The sequence below is a fragment of the Erysipelatoclostridium sp. MSK.23.31 genome (genome assembly GCF_019125875.1).
GTDB classification, from domain to species: Bacteria; Bacillota_I; Bacilli_A; order Erysipelotrichales; family Coprobacillaceae; genus Thomasclavelia; species Thomasclavelia ramosa.
On record NZ_JAHOCB010000022.1, the window covers coordinates 1 to 23,312 of the forward strand.

Here is a 23,312-nt window from a genome sequence, read left to right on the forward strand (position 1 = left end):
TCCAATCTGAAATTTTGGTAAGAAAAAAGCAGTCAATCCTAAGACTAACTGCTTTAAAAGCTATTAAACTGTATTGTATAGAAAATTATTTTTTTGACGTTCCCCAGTCAACCAGCATAAACAAAGCGATACCCATACCTGCAATCAAAAAGAAAATACTTATACTTTTCTTTTTTACTAATCCAACAATACCTATGATTATTAAAAGGATAGAAACTATTAACGACATATAGAAACAGAACTTCGCCCATTTTCCACCTTTATTACTAAAATATTCTTGTCTTTTGTCACTAACTCTACATTCTAAGAAATATTCTACTAATCCACTACTTAAATATTTTACAATATCTTTAATAAGTTCCACAATATCACTTCCCATATAAAATTATAATATCTGCTATTTGTGGGGTATTATAACACTTCTATGTATGCTTTACAACAATTTATGCACCAATAATCTTGTTGAACAGCTCTAACAGTACATCTTTCACACCGCCAGCGTTGAATACCAAACCGACAGCAATCAAGGCAACTACTAAGAAGCCGATAAGTTTGGAAAACTCACGCTTGAACCCTAAGTAGATACCGATAACCACAATCGCCATAAGCACTAAGCTCTGTGCGTTTGATAAAAACCATTGATATAAATTTTGTCCGAAATTCATTTAATTGTCCTCACTTTCTTTTAATTGTTTCATTTCACAGTCAGCTTCTTTGCCGACATTCAAAATACACATCAAGACTACGCCGATACCCATTCCCATAGATACCAGCAGGAAGTCTTTTAATAATACCCACATTTTTTATCACTCCTAACTTTCTATCAAATCTTTTGCAGGGGTCGTCTGCTGTTTGATTATCATTTCATGCTTTTCTGTGAGTTTTGCCTGCTGTTCGATTGTTTCCATGTAGTCTGTACCGTTTCCCTTATCAATCTTTTTCAGCATTTTCAAGGTTGGTGCTACCTGCCTTTGTACCCAACGTAATGTACGGTCTAAGGTGTAAGGCTCTGGCTTTGTCGTCAGCTTCAAACTCTGTCTGTTATCGCCGATAAACCAAGCCCAGCGGTCATTGAGTTTCCAGTCATTTTTTCGCTTGTCGGGTTCTTCATCAACAAACCGCACATACTGGTTGATGATAGAAAAGGCGGTCTGCTCTGCGTCATAATAGGTCAGCAAATCTCGTACTGCATAATAGGCACGTTCATTTCTAAGCCGTATCTCAAAACGGTTGATAATGTCGGCTTCTTCCAGAGGTGTCCCTAACTTGACATACTGCTCATAGTCCTTTTCATAGATACAAAAATACACATCTGATTTCAGCGACCCAAGATAAAGGGTACGTCCCATATATTCTCTGTCGTCCTCTCTGTGCTTGATAAGCTCGCCCGACTGGTAAAACTTATAACTTCTGGACTTTCCGATATATTCCCGTTTCCTGCATTTTTCCGCAAGCTCTGGAATATCCAAAATGCCCGTATGGTCGTTGATAGCAAGGTCGATACGCTTCATCACGCCACCGTCTATGAGTGCGTCCATGAGGAAGTCATACCAGCTTCGTTGCTGTGCCAGCAGGTAACTTTCAAACTGTCGGCAACCACGCCCCTTTAACTCTAAAAGGACACCTTTTTCTTCGTCAGCCGACGTATAGATAAAGATGTCCCCTAAAGAATAATGCTCCGTATAACTGTAATGTCCGTAATCTTCATGGAGCATATAATTGATATTCAGTTTTAATATATCTTTGATGATGTGCTGTATATCCAGCGTGGGAAAACGAATTTTTACATAATCAAACAGCATGGTAAGCGGTGCTTCTGGATTGAACCTTGCCACTTCCTTGTGCAGAGTTTCCAGAAGCTCCTTTGACGGCTTCATTTTTCCGCTTTCTATCTTGTTGAGATATTCCCTTGTGATACCAGAAGCCAACGCCAGCCTGCCTTGTGAGATACCGTAAGCAATCCGTTTCTCCCGTAATTCTTTTATCCATTGTTCTTCATTCAGAACCATACCCCCAATCTGTAAAGTGTGAAGTTTTTTAAGGCGACTTCACAACTGATTTTTGCTAGAAAACCATGCCAGAAGCCTTATGTTTCCTATGTTTTTTGTCTATTGTCTATTTGCAAACGTACCCCTCTGTTAGATACCGAGGGGTTTTACCTGCTGGCGTGGCTTCGCCACACCAGCAACGGCTAGTCCGTGCCGTCGCCTTTCGCTTCGCACGTCGCCGTCCCGTCCTGCCTTGCTTGAGCAAGAGAGCCGATAGTCTGCAAAAAATCATGTCCTTTCGGGACTAAAGGCGTGTAAAATTCGCTTATCACGCTTGTTCCCACATCACAATAGCCACGCCCCTTGATACGTTTCTGGAAAAACTGCTTTTTCACATCTGAACCAAAAAGCATACCGTAACCTAATTCGCTGATACGCCCAAGTCCCACACGGAAATTGAAGTTATCTCTGATACCGTCCGAGAAATACTTTGCGTCTGGACGCTGACAGGCAACGATAAGGAAATAACCTGCTTGTCGTCCTAACATAACGATTTTCTTTAACTGGCTAAGTAAGCCCACGCTTTCTTTCGTCCCCAGCATTTCAAAAAATGCCACATATTCATCAAAGATAAGAAAGCAGGGTGGCAGTCCCAGATAGGCATAGTTTTCGCCCGTCTTATAGTTCGGGTGTCGCTTCATTTCCTCACTTCGCTGTACCATGCCCTCATAAAAGGCATTGACGCAATCAATCATTTCTTCTTTGGTGTGATACACATTTTCCATAACTGTCCCTAAGTCTGCAAGGTCAGCGTTCTTCGGGTCTAAGATATAAAGGATAGCGTTGGTATGCAGTAAGGCTTCAATGAGTGTCAGCAGAAAATAGGTTTTACCGCCACCAGTCCCACCAGCAATCAAAGCGTGAGGGAGTGCGTCATATTCCCAGACAAGATTTTTCATCAGTCTAAGACAGCCGTTCTCTGCCCGTACTTCATCAATGGTAATGCGGTTCGCTATCATATCATAAAGCAGGGTATATTCGATATAGCCATCATGCAGGGTCTTGTCGGTCAGCTCACAATACAAGCCACTTTCCAATTTATCCTCTAACCGTAAAAGCTGGTCTTGATATTTCCCCAGCGTAATTTCACAGCGGATATGAAGCAGTCCCTTTTCCATTTGATAATAAATCTTTGGAAACCAGACTATTTTTTCCCTTGATCTGCTTTGCAGGTCAGTAAAAAAAACGCTGTCTTGTACGGTATCAGCTTCATACCACTTGTTTTCCAGTATCATTCGTGCCAGCTTTTGACGGTGCAGTAGCTTTTTGAAACTGTCGTAACAGAAGCGATAATACAGAAAAGCGACCAATGCACAAACACCAGTCGCTATCAGTATGGTTATGAAGTTGTAAAGGGAAAGCGTAAAGCCATTGTCTAATAAGCTGAAATGTTCCCAGTCGGTACGCATGAGCTGTTTTGTATTTAATAGCAGGATAACCGCTACGAACACAAACAGGAGTGTCCCCATTGAAAAGCGATAGACAAGGTTCTTATCGCTGGCTCTGATACGGTGTCCTTTGTTTAAAATCATTCTCATAAATCAATCACTCCTTTCTGGGTATAAAAAAAGCAGTCAATCGTATAGACTAACTGCTTTGTGTGCATGGATATGAAGTTGTCAAACTGGAATTTTTCCAACTCATCGACTTTTTGTAGGCTTTGAAAAAAATAAAAGATATATTCCAAAACCAATTTTAATCAGTCCGTCAATAAATGCTAAAACAATGAATGGAATTATTGGAAGAAATATTCCTATTATAGCATTAGCAGAACATAAAATTGCAATCCCTATCATTGAAATACCATGAACAAAATAGAATGGTATAAAATGAATTCCAACAGCAAGAAAAGTCATTAGCCAAATCATTCTCCAATTCTGCATTGGAAAAAATGAACCTGCTAAAACAAACATGAGTGGAAACAAAATAGCTATAGAAAAAATAGCCATATTATTTTGAAATTTCGACGATTTCCCATAGGATAATTTTGTTACCACTTTTTTGTTTATTACAGACAAATAAAATCCAACAATAAAACCTACAGTAAATATAATAGGGTGTATTTTTTTCTCTCCGCCAAAGATAGCAGAAACTATAATAACTACACCAATAATGATAAACCACAAACCACAACATCTTTTGTCATTATATTCTCGGATTTCATCTTTTTGATAGCCTAAAAATCCCACACACTTTCCTCCTCAAATTCCATTTGTCGCTTTCTTCATACCCATATTATAACAGTTCCGTATATCCTCTACAACGAAAATCTATTCAGCAAGTCTATTTTTTCGGTTGTCCCTGCGGTGTATGGTTCTGTGAAGTGCCTGTGTTCTGATTGCCTTTATTCTTCAGTACAATATCTTCTGCCTTTACATACCAGTCCACATCTGCACCCGTATAGGTTTTTCGTGATACCGTATCGGCTACGGGATTGACAAGCTCCACGACTGCATTGTAAGGAAATTCCCTTAACGGTACTTCTGGCGGTACGGACACGGGGATAATTCCACCATGCAGACTGCACTTCAAATCATAGATACGCTTTTTAAGCTGGGTACTCGGTGTCCCGTCCTCATTTTGCAAGAACACATCACGCACCGCTGTAAATTTTAATTCTCCAAATGTTTTCTCTTTGTCAATGACAAATCCATTTGATAATCTCATAAATTCTTCACTCCTTTACTTTTCTTCAACTGCTACAATATCATCAGCAACTAACACATAATCGGTATGTCCCATATCCCCGATTGCATAACCTCTGCCGTATAACTTTGGATTGACAAGTTTTACTTTCTGCTCATACTTGAAATGCTTTTCGCCAGCCTGCACGGGAATTTCTACCACAACATTTTCCCCTCTCTGTACATCTGAATAAAGGTTGTAGCTTCTTCTTGCGAAAAATCTGCGGTTATCTTTATCTCTCTCAAAAACATGGTCGCTTTCGCCTGCAAATTCAAGAGTTCCAAAAGACTGTGCCATATCTGGCACGACATATTTCATTTCCATAGTGTTTTACCTCGTTTCTTTCTATATTTGATAAGTTTTTTGATTGTGATTTCTTATTCTGGCGGTTCGGGAAGTACCAGCAATCCCACCGATAGTAAAGGGTAAAATAAATGCTTACGCACCCTTGACTATCCGTGTTCTTGCAGGTAAGTAGCAGACAAGCCAGAATAAGCGGAAGTCTGCCGTTTGACAGCTTCGGCGGAGAGCGTGATTTTTCTTTTCTCATATCGTTACCGCCTTATGATTTCTTCGTTTGACGGCGTTTGTAGAAGAAGATACCTGCCAGTCCAGCACCAGAAGTTAGTAATAATGCAAGCAGTCCGTAAAGGTTCGTGTTATCGCCCGTTTTTGGACTGTCTGTTTTATGCGGTGTATTTGGTGTCTGTGACGTTTCGGGTTTCTCTGGTTCTTCTGGGACTTCGGGTTTTTCCTTAAAGGTAATTGTCTGTCCCTCGTCCTCAATGTCCTTATGCTCGGTAACTTTCTTCGGCTCGTCTGGATTGCTCAAATCGTACAATTCTTCAAAGGTTACAAGCTGTTTACCGTCAAGAGAAGTAGCGTCAAAGGTAAAGGCAACTTCCACTTTCATAGTTTCGCTGTCTGCGGTAAAGGTGTAATCACTTTCCGCACGTTTTCCATTGATAAGAAGCTCTGCATTTTCTTCTTTCAACATCTGCCAGCCTACAAGTTTGTACTGTGTGCCGACTTCTAAGCCCTCTAAAGTTACGGTATCAATGATTGTTACCTCTTTTCCAGCTTCAAGCTCTTTGTTGCCGTCTTTATCGGTAGCAGTCGTATGTATCTTGATGATACGCTCTGTGATAAGTACCGTCTGCCCGTCGTCCTCAATGTCCTTATGTTCCGCAACTTTCACGGGTTCGTCTGGATTGCTTAAATCGTATAATTCCTCGAATGTTACCAGATTTTTACCGCCAAGCTCGGACGCATTGAATGTATAAGCAATTTCCACTTTCATTTCCTCATCATCAGCGATAAAGGTATAATCATTTTCTACACGCTTTCCGTCAATGATAAGCTCGGCGTTTTCTTCCTTTAACATCTGCCAGCCTTTCAACTTATACTTTGTGCCTTTTGTAAGTCCGTCTAATTTAACCGTATCAACGATTGTTACCTCTTTTCCAGCAAGGATTGTCTTTTCGCCGTCCTTGCTGGTCGCTGTGGTATGGATAGAGATTTCTTTTTCGTATTCATCAGTCAGCGTTCCTAAATCAATCACAAGATTATTTCTTGATACCACGATTTCAAAAGGTGGGATAAGTTCAAAACCTTTGTTACTGTCGCAACGCATTTCTTCAATGATGTAGGTATCATAAGGTAACGCACCCTTGCTGTCGTCTGGTTCAGAAGTTCCAAACCATACACCGTCCTCGCTGGTCTTGCCTGCGTTTGTATTGTGCTTATGAGAAGCCCATTCAGCAGAAGTGGAGAATTGCCCGTTATCATCAGTTACCACGACATGATTTTCGCCCGTCGTCTTGCTTGTGATCCTAAAGGGAACATCAGCAAGACGCTTGTGTGTGCCTGCACCGATTTTTACACCCTCAATATCTCCACGCTTAATCTGATTGTAGATAGAATGGTCTTCGTCGGTTAAGTCCACGATTTTTCCATTTTCTGTGATTGTAAAATCAATCGGTTTTGCACCGTCAGTTAAGTAACCGTTGGGAGCTTCACTTTCAACGATACGGAATTTTCCATAAGGTAAGAGGTCAGAAGAAGTAGAAGCGATACCCTCAATATCTGTACGAATAGTTTTTACGACTTCTTTTTTCTTGTATAGCTTGCCCTCAACCAATACTGCATTATCATTTAAGGAAATGATGTCAAAAGCAGTATCTTTCAAAGTGGCACTTCCTTGTGGCTTTGTATCGCCCGTTTCTAAATCTCGTTTCTGAATTTTGACACCGCCACGGATAACCTTGTCTGATACGGAAAACTGGTTACTTCCAGATAATACGGCAAGGTCGCCGTCCTCGGTAATCTGTGTAAGGTATAAGCCTTTTATCTGCTCGGACTTATCGCCAGCCTGCATATATGCACCCTCTAACAAGTAGCCGTTTGGAGCTTTTGTTTCTTCTACGGTTAGCGTTCCAAGTGGAAGAACCGATTTGCCGTCCTGCATATAGAAACTGTCGCCAGATACCTTGTATGCGTCCGCTAATTTTGTGATGTAATGAGTTGTCCCGTCGCTGTCTGTTTCAGCAATTGTCTTTGTAACCCATGTACGAGTAGCTTCGGCAGGGAGATTGTTTTTCGTATAGAAGCCTGCATAATACTTCCATGTAAATTCCGCACCTGCTAGAGAAGCGTTCCCTTGCGAATTGTCTTTCTGTGTTTCCATATCTATCTTGAAAAGCTCAATCAAAGTGTCTGTTACTTTCGGTGTATCTGATACTTTCAAAGTCGCTGTTTTTCCAGCTTCAACCTTTAAGGAATATACAGTTTTATCTACTTTATATCCTGCTGGTGCGGATAATTCCTTGATATAGACTGTGACTGCTTTTACCTCTACAATATCTGTATTGCCGTTTTCATTAGTCGTAAGGGTGGCAAGCTGTTTTGTGCAGTCCTTATCAGAAAAGACACCGTATGTTGCACCAGCGATAGAGTAATTCCCGTTACTGTCGGTAATGCTGGTATTACTGGAAGTCTTTTGCAGTTTCGCATTTCCGACATTTAATTTCGCCCAGAATTGTCCTAATTCCTGCCCCTCGCCAGAGTAGATATAACCGCCACATTCATAACGTCCTTTATTTTCTTTGACAAAGGCTTTTGCACCAGCGTACACTTCGTCCTGCGTCGCTTTTGGAATTTCATCATAAGAAGCTCTCACGTTGTCGCATTGCCAGCCAAGATGTACGCTCAATCTCTGCCAGACAACAAGCTGTCTTAAAAGGTAAGCGTGATTTTTACTTATTCCGCTGTGGCTGTCTGTGTACTGTTTTACATATTCGATAGATAAGGCAACGTCGCTTATCTGGTCGGCACTCATACGAGTGCTTGCGTCAGCTCTGGTCTTGTAACCATTCTTAAAGTCTGTGTTAATGTCGATACAGTAAGCGTCCTCGCCCTCAACGGTCAAATGTCCCTCATTAAAGGTAGAACCAATCGAGCCGTCATTCATTATTTTTTCAACGATACCGACACGTTCTGCACTTTCCGTCCAGTATTGCTTACTTTCTGCATGAACGGGTGTTGTCGGCAAAGCAGTAACGACAGTCGCAAGAGCTAAGAAGCCCGTACACAATCGTTTTAACATCTTTTTCATAAGTCTAATGCTCCTTTCATTTTGGGTAATAAAATAGCCGTCCAATAAGAACGGCTGGAAATAGAAAAGGAACGTCATTTTAGGCGTTCCATAATCTATAAAATATTCAATTTTTTATACTGATGTGTTGCTCATCAAAATCTCAAATTAAGGTTATTTGACACCAATTTTGACACCAATTTTTTGTATATTGACGATTTTTGATGAAATATGATAAATTCATAAAACCCGTGAAAAGCCTGTAAATAGGCACTTTACGGCACTCTATGAACTAAGACAAAAGCTACGCTGTAATAACAATAGGAAAGTGCTAAATTAGTCAAAAATAAAAAGTCTCTATTGAGACTTTTGGTTAATTATAAAGCTGCAACGTTTGCTGCTTGTTCACCACGATCAGATTCAACGATATCGAAGCTTACTTTAGCACCCTCTTCTAAAGATTTGAATCCACTACCTTGGATTGCAGAAAAGTGAACAAATAAATCTCCACCTGTATCTTTTGTAATAAATCCAAAACCTTTTTCACTATTAAACCATTTTACTGTACCTGTATTCATCAGACGTACCTCCTATTTTTATTATAAAAAGCATTACTATAAAAAAAGCAGATGCTAAGTTGCTTATAAATACAACTTTCACATCTGTAAGTTAAATATTCATTGCTCGTTACTCATATATAATATCACAGCAACAATAAGAAGTCAACCAATATCAGAATAATATTTCAATTTATATTTTATAATCTTTTTAACTTAAATTATTCCTAAATCAATAAATTCATAATAGACTCCGTCTTCATCAACACTTTTACAAATTCGATCAGCTATTTCCTTAAGCCGAGCACTGCCATTGTCCATGACCACTCCACATTTGACTGCATCGATCATTTCATAATCATTCATACTATCACCAAATCCAATTGTGTCTTCCATATCTATATTTAGATAATCAACAATTCGTTTGATTCCTGTTCCTTTATTATCAAGTTTTGACATTATTTCACCATTAATATTTTTACTGCCAAACATATCATGTACTACAAAGTTAAAGTTCTCTTTCAATTCTTTAAAAGCATGATCGAAATCTTCCTGCCTCATTGCAATAAAGGATATTTTATGAATTCCACGACCATCGTATTCATTCATATCTCTTACATTAAATTTATCACTTTGTTCAGCTTTTAAGCGTTCCATCTCCGAATTAGTCGCTTCCTCATTATTTCCACCTACAAAAAATTCCATCATTTTGGGTGACATATATGTAATATCGGTACACTCATAATTATATACGATATTATTACGATTAAATACATCGCAAGCTTTTTCAATTAATTTACGATCATAATAACGGCTATGGACTACTTCATCAGCAACTTCGATATAGCTTCCAGCACTAGCAATAAAACCATCAAAATTTACTTCCTCTAACTCATTTCTAATTCCTATCTTATTTCTTCCTGTACAAATAAATACTTTATGTCCCTGATTACGGGCTAGAGTGATTGCTTTTTTTACCTGCTCAGTCATTTTGCCATGATTAGCAACCAATGTTCCATCAACATCTAAAAAAATTGCTTTTTTCTCCATAACATTCCTCCTTAAGATTATTTATTATATAAGTATACCTATTTTAAAGAATATTTGTATTCTTTTTACAAAAAAAGAAAAAGGGAAGTACTAACACTTCCCGTGATCATGATGATAACTATCTACTAAACTATTAGTGCGGCTATGACAACCAGTACCACAACTACCACAATTTCCGCCACAACTAGATTTACCATTAGCTTTATCTTTTCTGATTGAATTGATTGCTAATAGGACTGCAAATAATAAAATGACACTAACGATGATAGTCGATAAATTTTCAATTAGCCAGTTCACTGTTATCACCCTTTCTATTTTTCAGTTACAGTTTTATTTAAATCGATATTTAAACGATTGTCTTCTTTATATGGTCGAACTAATAGATAAACAAAACCAATCACTACTAATATAGCAATTACTGTAGCAAATGTAAATGTTCCAGTAATAACTAAATTTCCAATTTGATAAACACTAAATGCTACTAAATAAGCAAATACAGTTTGATACACAATTGCAAACGCTGTCCAGCGACCATTATTCATTTCTCTTTTAATTGCTCCCATAGCAGCAAAACATGGTGCACATAATAAGTTAAAGATTAAGAATGAAAATGCTGCAATTTGTGTATAGCTTGCTGCTAAGGTTCCCCAGATTTCTGCTCCATCGTCAGCAACCTCTGCAAATCCATATAAAATACCGAATGTACCAACAACGTTTTCTTTAGCAACTAAACCTGTAATCGCAGCTACTGCAGCTTTCCAATCACCCCAACCAAGTGGTGTAAATATCCATGCAATTGCATTACCAATTGATGCTAAAATACTATGATCTAACTGAGTATCTTCTAACATTGTAAATTGTCCATCGACAAATCCAAAGTATGAAGTAAACCAAACTAAAATACTTGATAATAAGATAATCGTTCCAGCTTTTTTAATGAAAGACCATCCTCTTTCCCACATACTTCTTAAAACGTTAGTAATCGTCGGCATATGATACGCTGGTAACTCCATTACGAATGGTGCTGGTTCACCAGCAAAACGTCTTGTTTTCTTTAAAATAATTCCAGAAGTAATAATTGCAGCTATTCCAATAAAATATGCACTCGGTGCTACCCAAGATGCACCACCAAATAATGCACCTGCAATTAACGCAATAATTGGTAACTTAGCACCACAAGGAATAAACGTAGTTGTAATAATCGTCATTTTTCGATCACGATCATTTTCAATAGTACGTGATGCCATAATTCCTGGTACCCCACATCCAGTTCCAATCAACATTGGAATGAATGATTTACCTGATAATCCAAATTTTCTAAAAATTCTATCCATAATAAATGCAACCCGAGCCATGTATCCACATGATTCAAGCACCGCTAAGAAAAAGAATAACACTAACATTTGTGGAACGAAACCTAATACCGCACCTACCCCAGCTACGATACCATCTAAAATTAAGCCATTTAACCAGGCCGCAGTTCCTAAGGATTCTAATAATCCTTCAATTAAGCTTGGAATTGATGGAACTGCTAGTCCAAATAAACTCCATCCATCACCAAACACACCTTCATTTGCCCAATCAGTCGCCCAAGTACCAACAGTAGTTACTGAAATATAATAAACCACAAACATTACTACTGCAAAGATTGGTAAGGCTAACCAGCGGTTTGTAACAATGCGGTCAATTTTATCAGAAACTGATAATTGATCATGACTATGTTTTTTATAACAATCATCTATAATAGAAGTTATAAATTGATAACGTTCATTAGTAATAATACTTTCTGCATCGTCATCTAATTCTTTTTCACTTTGATCAATAATTGTTTCAACATTAGGTACACTACTCATTAATCCTGAAATTTTATCATCACGTTCAAATAATTTAATCGCATAAAAACGTCGTTGTTCCACTGCAATATCACTTGGCAACATTGCTTCAATCTGGTCTAATTTTTCTTCAACAGCACTATCAAATTTATGAATTGGTGCATTTATTCTTTTAGAATTAGCTAAAGTAACAGCACGATCAGCCGCTTCTTTTATTCCTTTTCCTTTAAGAGCAGAAATTTCAACAACTTGGCACCCCAATTCTTTTGATAATTTTTTTACATCAATCTTATCATTATTTTTAGCAACGATATCCATCATATTGATTGCCATAATAACAGGAATCCCCAACTCCATAATTTGTGTAGTTAAATAAAGATTTCTTTCTAAGTTTGTTCCATCAACAATATTGATAATTGCATCTGGTCTTTCTTGAATTAGATAGTTACGTGCCACTACCTCTTCCAAAGTATATGGCGACAAAGAATAAATACCAGGTAGATCCATTAATTTAACATCTTTATGACCTTTTAATTTACCCTCTTTTTTCTCTACTGTTACCCCTGGCCAGTTTCCAACAAATTGATTGGAACCAGTCAAAGCATTAAATAGCGTTGTTTTCCCACTATTAGGATTCCCCGCTAATGCAATTGTAATTGACATTTTTTCACCCTCCTATATATTTTACTACTATAATACTTCAATCATTGCTGCATCGGCTTTACGCAAAGATAGTTCATATCCTCGTACTTTAACCTCAATTGGATCACCTAATGGTGCAACTTTACGAACTAGTACTTCTGTCCCCTTAGTAATTCCCATATCCATGATTCTTCTTTTTACAGCTCCATCTCCATGCAGTTTCATGACTCTCGCACTAGTTCCACATTTTACATCTCTTAGCGTTTTCAATTAATTATCCCCCTTTTAATAGTTAAATCATAATTTTATTAGCCATCTCTTGACTAATCGCTACTCTTGATTCTTTAATTTTAGTAATTAGATTTCCTTGGTTCTTACTTACAATAGTAACTGTCGCTCCTGTTGTAAAGCCTAGCGATTCAAGAAATAATTTTACTTCTTGTTTTCCTCCGACTTTTTTTATGGTCTGTACTTCACCAATTGTCGCCATAGTTAAAGGCATCATCATCACTTCCTCGCTTTTTCTTGTTAGTCCTATCTAACTACTGTTATGTTATACCTGCCTAACTTAAAAGTCAATAGTTGCCAAGAAAAAAGTTAGGATATTTTAACTTTATCAGCAAAAAAAGAAGGATTTCTCCTTCTTAGTCTAAATCTTCTCCATTTGATTCAAATGCTTTTTTAACCCAATGATATGATTTTTTAGGAATACGTTTTAAATCACGAATATCCTTATTAGTACGGTTTACATAAACAAAACCATATCGTTTATCCATATTACACATACTTGCTAGAATATCAATTGGTCCCCAAGTAATGTAACCTAGACATTTAACGCCTTCTTCAAACATTGCATTTTTCATTTCTTTTATGTGATCACGATGATAATTAATACGATAATCATCTTCGATTGTTTTATTAGCTGCTAACATTGTATCAACTTCTTCTTGCGTCATATCTTCACGCCATCCAATTCCGTTTTCAAGAACGAAAACCGGTAAATCAGAACGTGTTGCTAAATCATTTAAAGTCCATCTAAAACCAACAGGATCAATTTCCCAACCCCATTCATTAGCTTCGCAATGTGGATTTTTAACTGTATGTTCTCCAACTACTTCATGATATGGTCTTGTATAATCAAATTCACCTTCAGTAACAGTATTAGAGCGATAATAACTAAAAGCAATATAATCTACAGTATACTTTAATAATTCATCATCGCCTTCTTCAAATGTTGGCATCCATCCACGGTTTTCTAAATATGCTATCATATAATCTGGATATTTTCCTTTAGCAAAAACATCACAGTGGAAACCATTCATATATTGATAAGCTTTCCATGCAAATAAATTGTTCTTTGGCGTATTTGAATATGGATAAATATTAGTAACTGCATTCATACCGCAGAATTGAGCATCTGGCTGTAATTCTCTTAATGCTTTGACAGCTTTACAATGAGCAATAAAAACATTGTGATTGACTTGATATAAATGTTTAGCTGGGTCCACACCTTCAGGAATTTCTTCAGCGTTAGATACACGCAACATCATCCCATGTAAATTTTGTTCATTAAAAGACATCCAGTGTTTAACTCGATTACCAAATCGTTCGATACATACACGAGCATATCTTTCAAAACAGTCAACAACATAGCGTGATGCAAAACCATTATGTTCTTTTACTAATTTATAAGGCATATCAAAATGCACTAAAGTTATCATAGGTTCTATACCAGCAGCAATCAATTTATCAATTAGATCACTGTAAAATTTAATTCCTTCTTCATTTACCGGTTCATCTAAAGTCCCATCAGGAATAATTCTTGACCAGCAAATTGAAAAACGGTAAAAATTGAATCCCATATCTTTCATTAAAGCAATATCTTCATCATAACGATGATATTCATCAATTCCTACTGACCAGTCAGAAAATTCTGGATCAGTTGGTCTAACGTCATAAATACAAACGCCTTTTCCACCTTCGTTACGAGCTCCTTCAGTTTGAAAACTTGATACTGAGCCACCCCAATAAAAATTATCTGGTAATTTCTTTTCCATTACAATACCTCTCTTTCATATACCATTTTAGTTAATCTGTAAAGATAAGTAAATGAGTTTTTCTGACCTTATAATCAAGTTTCATATTTTATTTAATAAATACCAGTTTTATGAAACAATGTTTCATGATATACTAAATAGAGGTGATTTTATGAGTATTATGACTCAATTAGAATTTGAATTAGATTTCTCCAGTTCTGAAAAAACAATTGCGAAATACATATTAGATAATGGTGAAGATATTCTTAATTTATCAGTAAAAGAATTAGCTAAACAAACTTATACTTCTCCAGCAACAATTGTTCGTCTTTGCCGTAAATTAGGACTTAATGGCTATGGTGACTTTAAAATCAAATATTCAGCTGAATTACAGTTTGATAAAAAAAACAAAAAACGTGTTGACGTCAACTTTCCTTTTGGAAACACCGACTCAAATAGCCAAATTGCATATCGGATTGCCAATCTGCATCAAGAAGCTATTGAAGACACCTTAAACTTAGTTGATTTTAAGAACCTTGACAAAATTATTAATTTACTCGATCAAGCAAGACGCATCTATCTTTTTGGAAATGGTAATTCTTTATTAGCTGGTTTTGATTTTCAACACAAAATGATGCGAATTGGTAAAATGGTGGAAATGCGAGCTCATGCTGGTGAGCAAGGTTTCTTATCATATACTTGTAGTCCTGATGATGTAGCCATTCTTATATCATATTCCGGCGAAACGAATGAAATGGTAGAACTTGCGAAATTTTTAAAAAAGATGCATGTTCCCCTTTTGGGTATTACTTCTATCGGGGATAATCAATTATCAAAATATTGCACTTATATTATGAATACAGGATCACGAGAAAAGATATTTTCTAAGATAGCTCCTTATTCATCCAAAACATCGATTTCTTATTTGCTTGATTTGATTTTTTCATGTATCTTTAGATTGAATTATGATCATTATATTAATGAAAAAATTAATCGTGATAAATTATTTGATCACCGTCATCCTTATAAAAGTCCCATCAATGATTAAAAGGCTGTTTGAGCAGCCTTTTAAATTTCAACAATTTGTCCGTCCTCTATTTTTAATTGAACATCACATTTTTGAGCCAATGATGGCGAATGAGTAACAATTATAATACATTTATTAGCTTGATGAGCTAAATCGATAAATGTTTTTAAAATTTCTTTAGAATTCTTTTCATCAAGATTACCCGTAGGTTCATCAGCTAAAATTAAATCAACATCTTTGGCAATTGCACGAGCAATAGCAATTCTTTGTTGCTGTCCTCCAGAAAGTTTGCGAATATCTCGTAAACTTTGTTCTTTTGAAAGCCCTAATTTTTTTAAAATATCCAGGCAATATTCTTTTTTATTCGGGATCTTCCGTCCAGCTATTTCAATTGCATTAGCAACATTTTCATAAGCATTCATATAATGAATCAAATTATATGATTGAAACACAATCGAAATGTCATTCCGACGATATTTATTTAATCCAATCCTTGCAGTATCTTGGCCTTTAAAAATAACTTTTCCACCTTTTGGCTTATCTAAACCACCAGCCAATACAATAGTTGTTGTCTTCCCGCTACCGCTAGCGCCAACAATTGCATAGATTTTTCCTTTTTCAAAACTATAATTAGCTTTATTCAAAATACTTACATTACTAGAACCATCTAAATAATGGTATGAAACATCTTCAAAATTCAAAATTGTTTCCATCTCTACCCCTCCTTCTTCACAAGAATCTCACGTGGTGATAATCGTAATACATAAGCAGATGGAATAGCGATTGAAACAAGACAAATTGCAATTGTAATCCCCGCTAATTGCATTACTGTAGTAGTTGTTAAAGACACATCTAATTCTGTATTTTCCGGTCCATTAAATGCTTGATCGAACATTTTATCATTACCGGATGTCGAATTAGTGTTATTGCTATCGTTATTTTGATCTCTGATTTCCGGCATCTGCATTTGAACTTGATTATTGTTCGTTCCAGATTCTAGCATATTTCCAACTACATTTGATACTAACTTTCCGGTACCTAGTGAAATAACAAAGGCAACAGCCGCAATCAAAAGCATCTCAAATAATTGTTGTAAAATAATTTTCACTTTACTTTGTCCTAATGATAAAAATACACCAATTTCATAATATCTGCTTCTGATTGTTAAAATTAAAATCAAGCATAGAATAGCACTTCCGGCACCAATTACAACGATTAAAAACATTGTTGCAAATGATTGAGTATTTTCTAAACTACTTACATTTTGCTGATATAAACGATCATTTGCATCAAGCGTATATGTCTCAAAATCGATATCACTCTTTTTTTGTGCTAAGGTTTGAAAAGCTTCAATATTCTCAGGGTCATCTAAATAATAAGTTGCCGATGTAATATTTGTTTCACTCCCCGATAATGTTTGACCAATAGATAAATCTGTATAAATTGTATTAAACGGATTACTTTGCCCAGGTCCACCCATTGTTTTAGCATCTGTCACCTCGTAGATTCCGACAATAGTTAATTGTTGTGTTACTATTTCTTCATTTATAGTAGTATAAACTGTAAATGTATCACCTACATTTAAATCATTATCAGTAGCTAAATTTGTTTCAATGACACAATTATTTGTTCCGGCATCATCACTTGATAATAATCGTCCCTGTTTTAGAGTACTACTTTCTTCTGTGAAACTATCTAAATATTCCATCGTCGTATTTGCACTGATTGAAAAATCTCCTTGATTTGCTGATTGGAAATTTTCTTGTCCATCAGGACGTTCCATTGTTTGATTATCTTGACTTGTGGTCAATTCAACAGCTGTAATATCATCGCTACTTGCTGTGGTTGAAATAGCATAATTATAATTTTTTACATATTTTAAATCTTTTAACTGGTCAGCCATCGCAATTGTAACACTTGCTGCTACTTCACTAACTGCTTGCCCTTTTTCACGTTGACCCATCATATTTTGCATATTTGTTGTCAATGTTACATCATTGCCAAGTGATGTTCTAATTTGCTCCATTGATTTTTTCGAAGCACTCTGGATTGACAAACCTGCAATAATCAAGTTCGCAATTACTGTCATTATTACAAATAATAAAACTGTCTTGCCAATATTCTTTTTAATACTTAGAAATGCATTTTTTAACATATCTTAACCTCCTGAAAAAAATATAGCAAACTATAGTTAAGGATAAAATCGTTCAATTATGTAAAAAAATAGGAAACTAAAGTTAGTTTCCCTTATCTATATTTAATTGTAGAATCTTCTTGATTTCCTGATACAACTATTTCATCATCACCTAATTGATCTTTAGCATTGTCATTACTTGACTGTTGCCCATGTTTTGGTTTTTTCATAAATTCACCTCAATAATATTATGTACTATTTTTAATATTTAATTCAAAATTTTTAAAAAAATATTATCAAATGGTACTTCTTATACTAGACTAATATCTACCGCAATAATAATTATTCATTTCGACTATCTTTGATTCTTTTTATGTAATAAAATAATCTTAATAGTTTTTATTCATATAATATTATTTACATTTTTATAAAAAATAAGACTGTTTTACAGTCTTATTCATCACCAAAGCAAATTCCAATCGCTTTTGCAGCTTTTACTAATTCACCATTAGGATCTACATGTTTTTGTTTTCCAAATTTAGCATCACCGATTACTTCCTCTAAAGATGTATAAGACATTTCTTCACCTTTTAAAGTAACAACATTACCAAATTTACCTTCTTTAATCAGCTCAAGTGCTTTTACACCAAAACGAATTGATAAAATACGATCATATGCTTGGATATCTCCTCCACGGATGATATGTCCTGGATTAACTGAACGAACTTCATGGTTAGCAATTGCCTGTTCAAGATCATCAGCTACCTTTGCAGCTAATCCTGAATAACGAACTGGATCAGGACTATCTTCAACGATTTTTCCAATCACCTTAGTCCCATCAGCATATTTAGCACCTTCTGCTACTGCAATTACAGTGTATGGATAACCTTCAGCGTCGCGTTTTGCAACGTGCTTAACAATGTTATCAATTGTAAATGGAATCTCAGGAATTAAGATACATGAGGCATTTCCTGCCATTCCTGAATATAACGCAATCCATCCAGCATCTCGTCCCATCAGCTCACAACAGATAACTCGATGATGTGATTTTGCCGTTGTATTTAACCGGTCAATAAATTCAGTTCCTACTGAAGAAGCACTGATAAATCCATAAGTTAAATCAGTCGCTGGCAAATCATTATCCATTGTTTTAGGGATACCAATTACATTAACGCCTTTTCTTGAAAAATCACGAGCACTTGTTAAAGTACCATCACCACCTAAAACAACCAGCACATCGACACCAGCTTTTTTTAAGTTTTCGACACCAACATCAGAAACGTCTTTTTTTACCTTTCCGCCATGACCATCATCAACAAGATAGTCGAATAAGTTATCTTTATTAGAACTATATAAAATAGTTCCACCTTCTTTATAAATATTCTCTACCTTATCAACTGTCAATTCTATGTAATCATTGTTATAAAGACCACGATAACCATAAACATAGCCAATAACTTCATACCCGTATTCATTAATAGCCGCTTTGGTTACTGCTCTAATAACAGCATTTAACCCGGGGCAATCTCCGCCTCCAGATAATAATGCGATTCTTTTTACGTCTGCCATAAACATCCCTCCATAAACTTTATTATATGATTTTTTATAATAAAACTCAATAAAAATGTTACCGTTTACATAAAATACGCAATATTTATAAAATTCAACAAAATATTATAAAAAATATTAACTTCTGCCTTAAATAAACAACATCTATTTATTATAAAGATGACTACATTACTTTTAAAGATTCAATAAATAATTAAATTATTATTATAAAAACAAAAATATCTACTTTACGTTATAATATCTTTATAGGAGGGGTCTCCATGAGAACAAATGAAGTTGAAAAAATCACAGGTTTAACTAAACATGCCATACTTTATTATGAAAAAGTGGGAATCATCCGACCCAAAAGAACAAATAATGGTTACCGTAACTACAGCCATGACGATTTACAAACGTTAAAACTTGTGAAATTTTTACGTAATTTAGATATTTCAATTGATGATATCAAAGCAATCTTAAATAATAAATGCAGTTTAGATGACTGTTTAAAGATTCATAAGCGCAACATTGATCAAACAATTTCTGAATTAGAAGATCTTCAAAATACAATATCAACATTCAAAGATATGCATATTCCACTAATTCCTGCATTAGAAAATATTAAATTAGTTCCAGAGAAAAAAGGGCTTGGATATCGAAAAACAAGTAAAACAATAGCTTATAATCGCCCACTAACTAGAGCCATGGCAATACGACAGGTCATTTCTGCAGGAATTATTGCTTCGATTTTTACTTACGGTATTTATATTTGGATTTGGAGCGAAAAATGGTATTATTTAGAAAATTTATATTTTGTCGCAGTCGTCTTTTTAATAAATATTTTAATTTTTATTTTTGCTAACTTCCAATTTATGATGCATCTTTACGATAAATCAAGAAACCAATCTATTGAATTTTTAGAAGAAGGAATAAGAATTTTCAAGCGTAAAAATTCTTTTCACCATTTTAAATATGTACTTTCTGCCTTGATTAATCAGCATTATAAATATCAAAAGTTTTATTTCTACCAAGATATTGAAAAACTTGTCGTTCAAACTAGACAGCGTTTTATCCCTCTTTATAGTTTAGGTACTGGAGGCCCAAGCACTGATATGTATGAAGTAGATATCACACTTTATTTTAGTGATGGTGAAACTTATTTTTTATTGGGACCTGAAACATTTAATAATGACAGTCAGCTGATTGGACATATTTTAACAGAGAAAATTCCCAATATTGTAGATCCCGACAATATCCTAACAGCTTACCAAAATAAAATAAATCTAACCGATTACATAACATCACAAAAAAGTATGATTTCCAGATAATAGAAATCATACTTTTTTATTCTAGTCACTCAATATTTTTTATCTATGATTATTTAAATATTCTTCAATGATCCAAACTGGCATTCCAATAACAGTCTCTAAGTTTCCTTCTACTTTAGCGACTAATGCCTTACCTTCACCTTGAATTGCATAAGCTCCTGCTTTACCTGGCCATTCGTTTAAATCAAGATAAGCGTTAATTTCTTCATCAGATAATTTTTTAAAAGTGACTTTAGTTCCATCATGGTAAGTAGAAACTTTTCCATTATCAATGATTGCTACCGCTGAGTAAACAGTTTGGGTCTGATCAGATAACAATTTTAACATTTCATAAGCTGCCTGACGATCAGCAGCTTTTCCCAGCATCTGATTTTCTAAACATACCATAGTATCTGCTCCAATAACAATATCACTAGGGTATTTTAAAGCAATGGGTGCTGCTTTTTGATAAGCTAACTTCTCTAAACGTAAAGGAAGTGCCAAACTTTCATCTAGCACTTCCTCAATTTCTTGAAAGTCGATTATAAAATCAAACTTATGTAATTCTAATAATTCTTTTCTTCTAGGTGAACTACTAGCAAGAACAAGCCTTTTCATTATTCTGCCTTTGGTTCCTCTTTAGGTTCCTCTTTAGGTTCCTCTTTTTTGATTGGTTTAGGAAGTAAAGCCTTGCGTGAAACATTTACTTTTCCCTTATCATCAACTTTAGTGACTTTAACTTTAATGATATCACCTAATTTTATCACTTCACCCATTTTTTTAGTTCTTTCATATGCATAATCAGAGATATGCAAAAAACCATCTGTTCCGTCAAACAAATTAATAAAAGCATAATTATCTTCTACTCTTACTACTTTACCATCATAAACTTCGCCAACTTGCGCTTTTTTAACAATTTTTTCAATTAGCTCAACTGCTTTATTGATTGCAGCTTGATCATAATGATAAATAACAACTGTACCATCTTGTTCAATGTCGATCTTAACACCATCAGATTGTTCAATGATTTCATTGATTGTTTTACCCCCCTGACCAATAACCGCTTTGATTTGATCCGGTTCAATCTTCATCATTTGTACTTTTGGTGCATATGGTGATAATTCATCACGTGGTGCTGCAATCGCATCCATCATATTTGCCATAATTTGTTTACGAGCTACTTTAGCTTGAGCTAAAGCCTCTTGTAAAATTTCTTTCGTAATACCATCAATCTTAATATCCATTTGTAATGCACAAATACCCGCATCAGTTCCTGCAACTTTAAAATCCATATCTCCTAAATGATCTTCCATTCCTTGGATATCTGTCAAGATAGTATATGCATCCCCTTTTTTTACTAGTCCCATAGCTACTCCAGCTACTGGTGCCTTAATTGGAACACCGGCTGCCATTAAGGCCATTGTCGAAGCACAGATAGAAGCCTGTGAAGAGGAACCATTAGATTCCAATACTTCAGAAACCACTCTAATTGTATAAGGAAAAGCTTCTTCACTAGGAATCACTTGTGCTAAAGCTCTTTCGCCTAAAGCGCCATGCCCAATTTCACGACGACCTGGAGCACCCATTCGTCCTGTTTCTCCAACTGAATATGGCGGGAAATTATAATGATGCATAAAACGTTTTTGATCTTCTAACCCTAATCCATCTATTTTTTGATGTTCTCCAATTGCACCTAATGTTGCAACCGATAAAACTTGCGTTTCACCACGTGTAAATAACGCTGACCCATGAACTCGAGGTAACAAATCAATTTGCGAATCTAATGGCCTGATTTCATCGATTTTGCGTCCATCCGGTCTTATTTTATCTTCAGTAATTAATCGACGTACTTCATCTTTTTCTAGATCATGTAAAATGATTCCAACTTGTTTCATCACATCAGCTTTTATTTCTTCATTTTCATATTCTCTATTGTCATATTCCTCTGTCACTTGAGCGATTAGATCATCAATTGCTCCATATCTCTCTAATTTACCGGGAATTGAAACTGCTGCAGCCATTTCGGCTTTAGCACGTACTGCAACTTCTTCAACTAAATCATTATTTAATTCAAATAATGGAATTTCAATTTTTTCTTTTCCACAAGCCTCAACTACTTTTTCTTGGAAAGCAATTAATTCTTTGATTTTTTCATGACCAAACAATAATGCTTCCAACATTACCTCTTCACTAACTTCTTTAGCATCAGCTTCAACCATATTGATAGCATCTTTGGTTCCAGCTACCTCTAAATTTATTAAAGAATTCTCTAGCTGTTCTGGTGTTCCGTTAACAATGAATTCACCATCAACCAAACCAACGTTGACCCCTGCAATAGGGCCATTAAAAGGTATATCAGAAACACATAAAGCCAGTGATGCACCTAACATAGCCGCCATTTCTGGAGTTGCATCTTGATCTACAGATAAAACGGTGTTAACACTTTGCACTTCATTTCTAAACCCATCTGCAAATAATGGTCTAATTGGACGGTCAATCATTCGAGCTGTTAATGTCCCATGTTCACTAGGTCGCCCTTCTCTTTTTAAAAATCCACCTGGAATCTTTCCAACTGAATATAATTTTTCTTCATAAGTTACTGTCAATGGAAAAAAGTCAACATTTTTTGGTTCTTTCCCTGCCACAACAGTTGATAAAATAACTGTATCATTATATCTTACCAATACAGCTCCATTAGCCTGCTTAGCTAATTCTCCTACTTCCACACTTAGATTTTTACCATAAAAATCCATACTAAACACTTGTTTATTCATTCTTTCACCTCATCTATTATCCTAGCCATTATAACATATAAATTTGCATTTCAAAACAATTTATTACTTAACTACTGCAA

The 23,312-nt window shown here is 35.6% G+C and carries 23 protein-coding genes; 2 read left to right on the forward strand and 21 right to left on the reverse strand.

The genetic code is table 11. The annotated features are described in order from the left end of the window. Positions 1–85: 85 nt before the first annotated feature. From KSU54_RS10725 to KSU54_RS10800, 16 genes are all read right to left on the reverse strand, one after another. Positions 86–364, reverse strand: a complete 279-nt coding sequence (locus KSU54_RS10725; protein WP_225305307.1) for a hypothetical protein — start codon at positions 362–364, stop codon at positions 86–88. A gap of 79 nt (positions 365–443) precedes the next feature. Next, entirely contained in the window at positions 444–665 is a 222-nt protein-coding gene (locus KSU54_RS10730) for a hypothetical protein (RefSeq protein WP_002323342.1), read from the reverse strand. Then, positions 666–800 carry a DUF3789 domain-containing protein gene (locus KSU54_RS10735; protein ID WP_002322987.1) on the reverse strand — a complete coding sequence of 45 codons (135 nt, stop codon included), beginning with the start codon at positions 798–800 and terminating at the stop codon, positions 666–668. A gap of 12 nt (positions 801–812) precedes the next feature. Then, the gene (mobT, locus tag KSU54_RS10740) at positions 813–2,009 is read right to left on the reverse strand and encodes a MobT family relaxase (protein ID WP_077726088.1); all 1,197 of its coding nucleotides are present in this window, start codon (positions 2,007–2,009) and stop codon (positions 813–815) included. A 182-nt stretch (positions 2,010–2,191) separates the two neighbouring features. Beyond that, the gene (locus KSU54_RS10745; protein ID WP_115283172.1) at positions 2,192–3,586 is read right to left on the reverse strand and encodes an FtsK/SpoIIIE domain-containing protein; all 1,395 of its coding nucleotides are present in this window, start codon (positions 3,584–3,586) and stop codon (positions 2,192–2,194) included. A gap of 102 nt (positions 3,587–3,688) precedes the next feature. Further along, complete coding sequence (locus tag KSU54_RS10750; RefSeq protein WP_117791828.1) at positions 3,689–4,237, reverse strand: DUF6609 family protein; 549 nt, start codon at positions 4,235–4,237, stop codon at positions 3,689–3,691. A gap of 94 nt (positions 4,238–4,331) precedes the next feature. Further along, positions 4,332–4,715, reverse strand: a complete 384-nt coding sequence (locus tag KSU54_RS10755; protein ID WP_021361569.1) for a YdcP family protein — start codon at positions 4,713–4,715, stop codon at positions 4,332–4,334. Positions 4,716–4,730: 15 nt separating this feature from the next. Then, the gene (locus tag KSU54_RS10760; protein WP_117660862.1) at positions 4,731–5,057 is read right to left on the reverse strand and encodes a YdcP family protein; all 327 of its coding nucleotides are present in this window, start codon (positions 5,055–5,057) and stop codon (positions 4,731–4,733) included. Positions 5,058–5,295: 238 nt separating this feature from the next. Next, positions 5,296–8,346, reverse strand: a complete 3,051-nt coding sequence (locus KSU54_RS10765; RefSeq protein ID WP_117791829.1) for an SrtB-anchored collagen-binding adhesin — start codon at positions 8,344–8,346, stop codon at positions 5,296–5,298. 356 nt (positions 8,347–8,702) lie between these two features. Beyond that, on the reverse strand, positions 8,703–8,903 hold the full coding sequence (locus KSU54_RS10770; protein ID WP_003538140.1) for a cold-shock protein: 201 nt from the start codon (positions 8,901–8,903) through the stop codon (positions 8,703–8,705). A 195-nt stretch (positions 8,904–9,098) separates the two neighbouring features. Further along, positions 9,099–9,932, reverse strand: coding sequence for a Cof-type HAD-IIB family hydrolase (locus tag KSU54_RS10775; RefSeq protein ID WP_009300610.1), 834 nt, complete (start codon positions 9,930–9,932; stop codon positions 9,099–9,101). A 90-nt stretch (positions 9,933–10,022) separates the two neighbouring features. Continuing rightward, entirely contained in the window at positions 10,023–10,229 is a 207-nt protein-coding gene (locus KSU54_RS18885) for a FeoB-associated Cys-rich membrane protein (RefSeq protein WP_008791789.1), read from the reverse strand. Between the two features lie 14 nt (positions 10,230–10,243). Further along, complete coding sequence (gene feoB / locus KSU54_RS10785) at positions 10,244–12,427, reverse strand: ferrous iron transport protein B (protein ID WP_003538136.1); 2,184 nt, start codon at positions 12,425–12,427, stop codon at positions 10,244–10,246. 27 nt (positions 12,428–12,454) lie between these two features. Continuing rightward, a complete protein-coding gene (locus KSU54_RS10790; protein ID WP_003538135.1) occupies positions 12,455–12,676 on the reverse strand; it encodes a FeoA family protein in 222 nt (73 codons plus the stop codon). A gap of 22 nt (positions 12,677–12,698) precedes the next feature. Next, positions 12,699–12,914 (reverse strand): FeoA family protein, encoded by a 216-nt coding sequence (locus KSU54_RS10795; protein ID WP_008791790.1) that lies wholly within the window; start codon positions 12,912–12,914, stop codon positions 12,699–12,701. A 136-nt stretch (positions 12,915–13,050) separates the two neighbouring features. Further along, positions 13,051–14,463 carry a glycoside hydrolase family 1 protein gene (locus tag KSU54_RS10800; RefSeq protein WP_003538133.1) on the reverse strand — a complete coding sequence of 471 codons (1,413 nt, stop codon included), beginning with the start codon at positions 14,461–14,463 and terminating at the stop codon, positions 13,051–13,053. A gap of 151 nt (positions 14,464–14,614) precedes the next feature. Between KSU54_RS10800 and KSU54_RS10805 the strand changes: the two genes are divergently transcribed. Beyond that, positions 14,615–15,490: a MurR/RpiR family transcriptional regulator gene (locus KSU54_RS10805; RefSeq protein WP_008791791.1), complete on the forward strand. Its 876-nt coding sequence runs from the start codon at positions 14,615–14,617 to the stop codon at positions 15,488–15,490. Between the two features lie 20 nt (positions 15,491–15,510). Here KSU54_RS10805 and KSU54_RS10810 read toward each other — a convergent pair whose 3' ends face one another. The 3 genes from KSU54_RS10810 to KSU54_RS10820 all read right to left on the reverse strand — a co-directional run bounded on the left by KSU54_RS10810 (position 15,511) and on the right by KSU54_RS10820 (position 19,172). Further along, positions 15,511–16,182, reverse strand: a complete 672-nt coding sequence (locus tag KSU54_RS10810; RefSeq protein ID WP_008791792.1) for an ABC transporter ATP-binding protein — start codon at positions 16,180–16,182, stop codon at positions 15,511–15,513. Positions 16,183–16,184: 2 nt separating this feature from the next. Then, the gene (locus KSU54_RS10815; RefSeq protein ID WP_117791830.1) at positions 16,185–17,624 is read right to left on the reverse strand and encodes an ABC transporter permease; all 1,440 of its coding nucleotides are present in this window, start codon (positions 17,622–17,624) and stop codon (positions 16,185–16,187) included. Positions 17,625–18,056: 432 nt separating this feature from the next. Continuing rightward, complete coding sequence (locus tag KSU54_RS10820; protein ID WP_003538129.1) at positions 18,057–19,172, reverse strand: 6-phosphofructokinase; 1,116 nt, start codon at positions 19,170–19,172, stop codon at positions 18,057–18,059. Between the two features lie 260 nt (positions 19,173–19,432). Between KSU54_RS10820 and KSU54_RS10825 the strand changes: the two genes are divergently transcribed. Continuing rightward, complete coding sequence (locus tag KSU54_RS10825) at positions 19,433–20,479, forward strand: MerR family transcriptional regulator (RefSeq protein ID WP_003538128.1); 1,047 nt, start codon at positions 19,433–19,435, stop codon at positions 20,477–20,479. A 39-nt stretch (positions 20,480–20,518) separates the two neighbouring features. Here KSU54_RS10825 and KSU54_RS10830 read toward each other — a convergent pair whose 3' ends face one another. Both KSU54_RS10830 and pnp read right to left on the reverse strand, forming a co-directional pair. Further along, the gene (locus KSU54_RS10830; protein ID WP_003538127.1) at positions 20,519–21,076 is read right to left on the reverse strand and encodes a Maf family protein; all 558 of its coding nucleotides are present in this window, start codon (positions 21,074–21,076) and stop codon (positions 20,519–20,521) included. Continuing rightward, complete coding sequence (pnp, locus tag KSU54_RS10835; protein ID WP_003538125.1) at positions 21,076–23,232, reverse strand: polyribonucleotide nucleotidyltransferase; 2,157 nt, start codon at positions 23,230–23,232, stop codon at positions 21,076–21,078. Before pnp ends, KSU54_RS10830 begins: the two co-directional genes overlap by 1 nt. Positions 23,233–23,312: the final 80 nt, after the last annotated feature.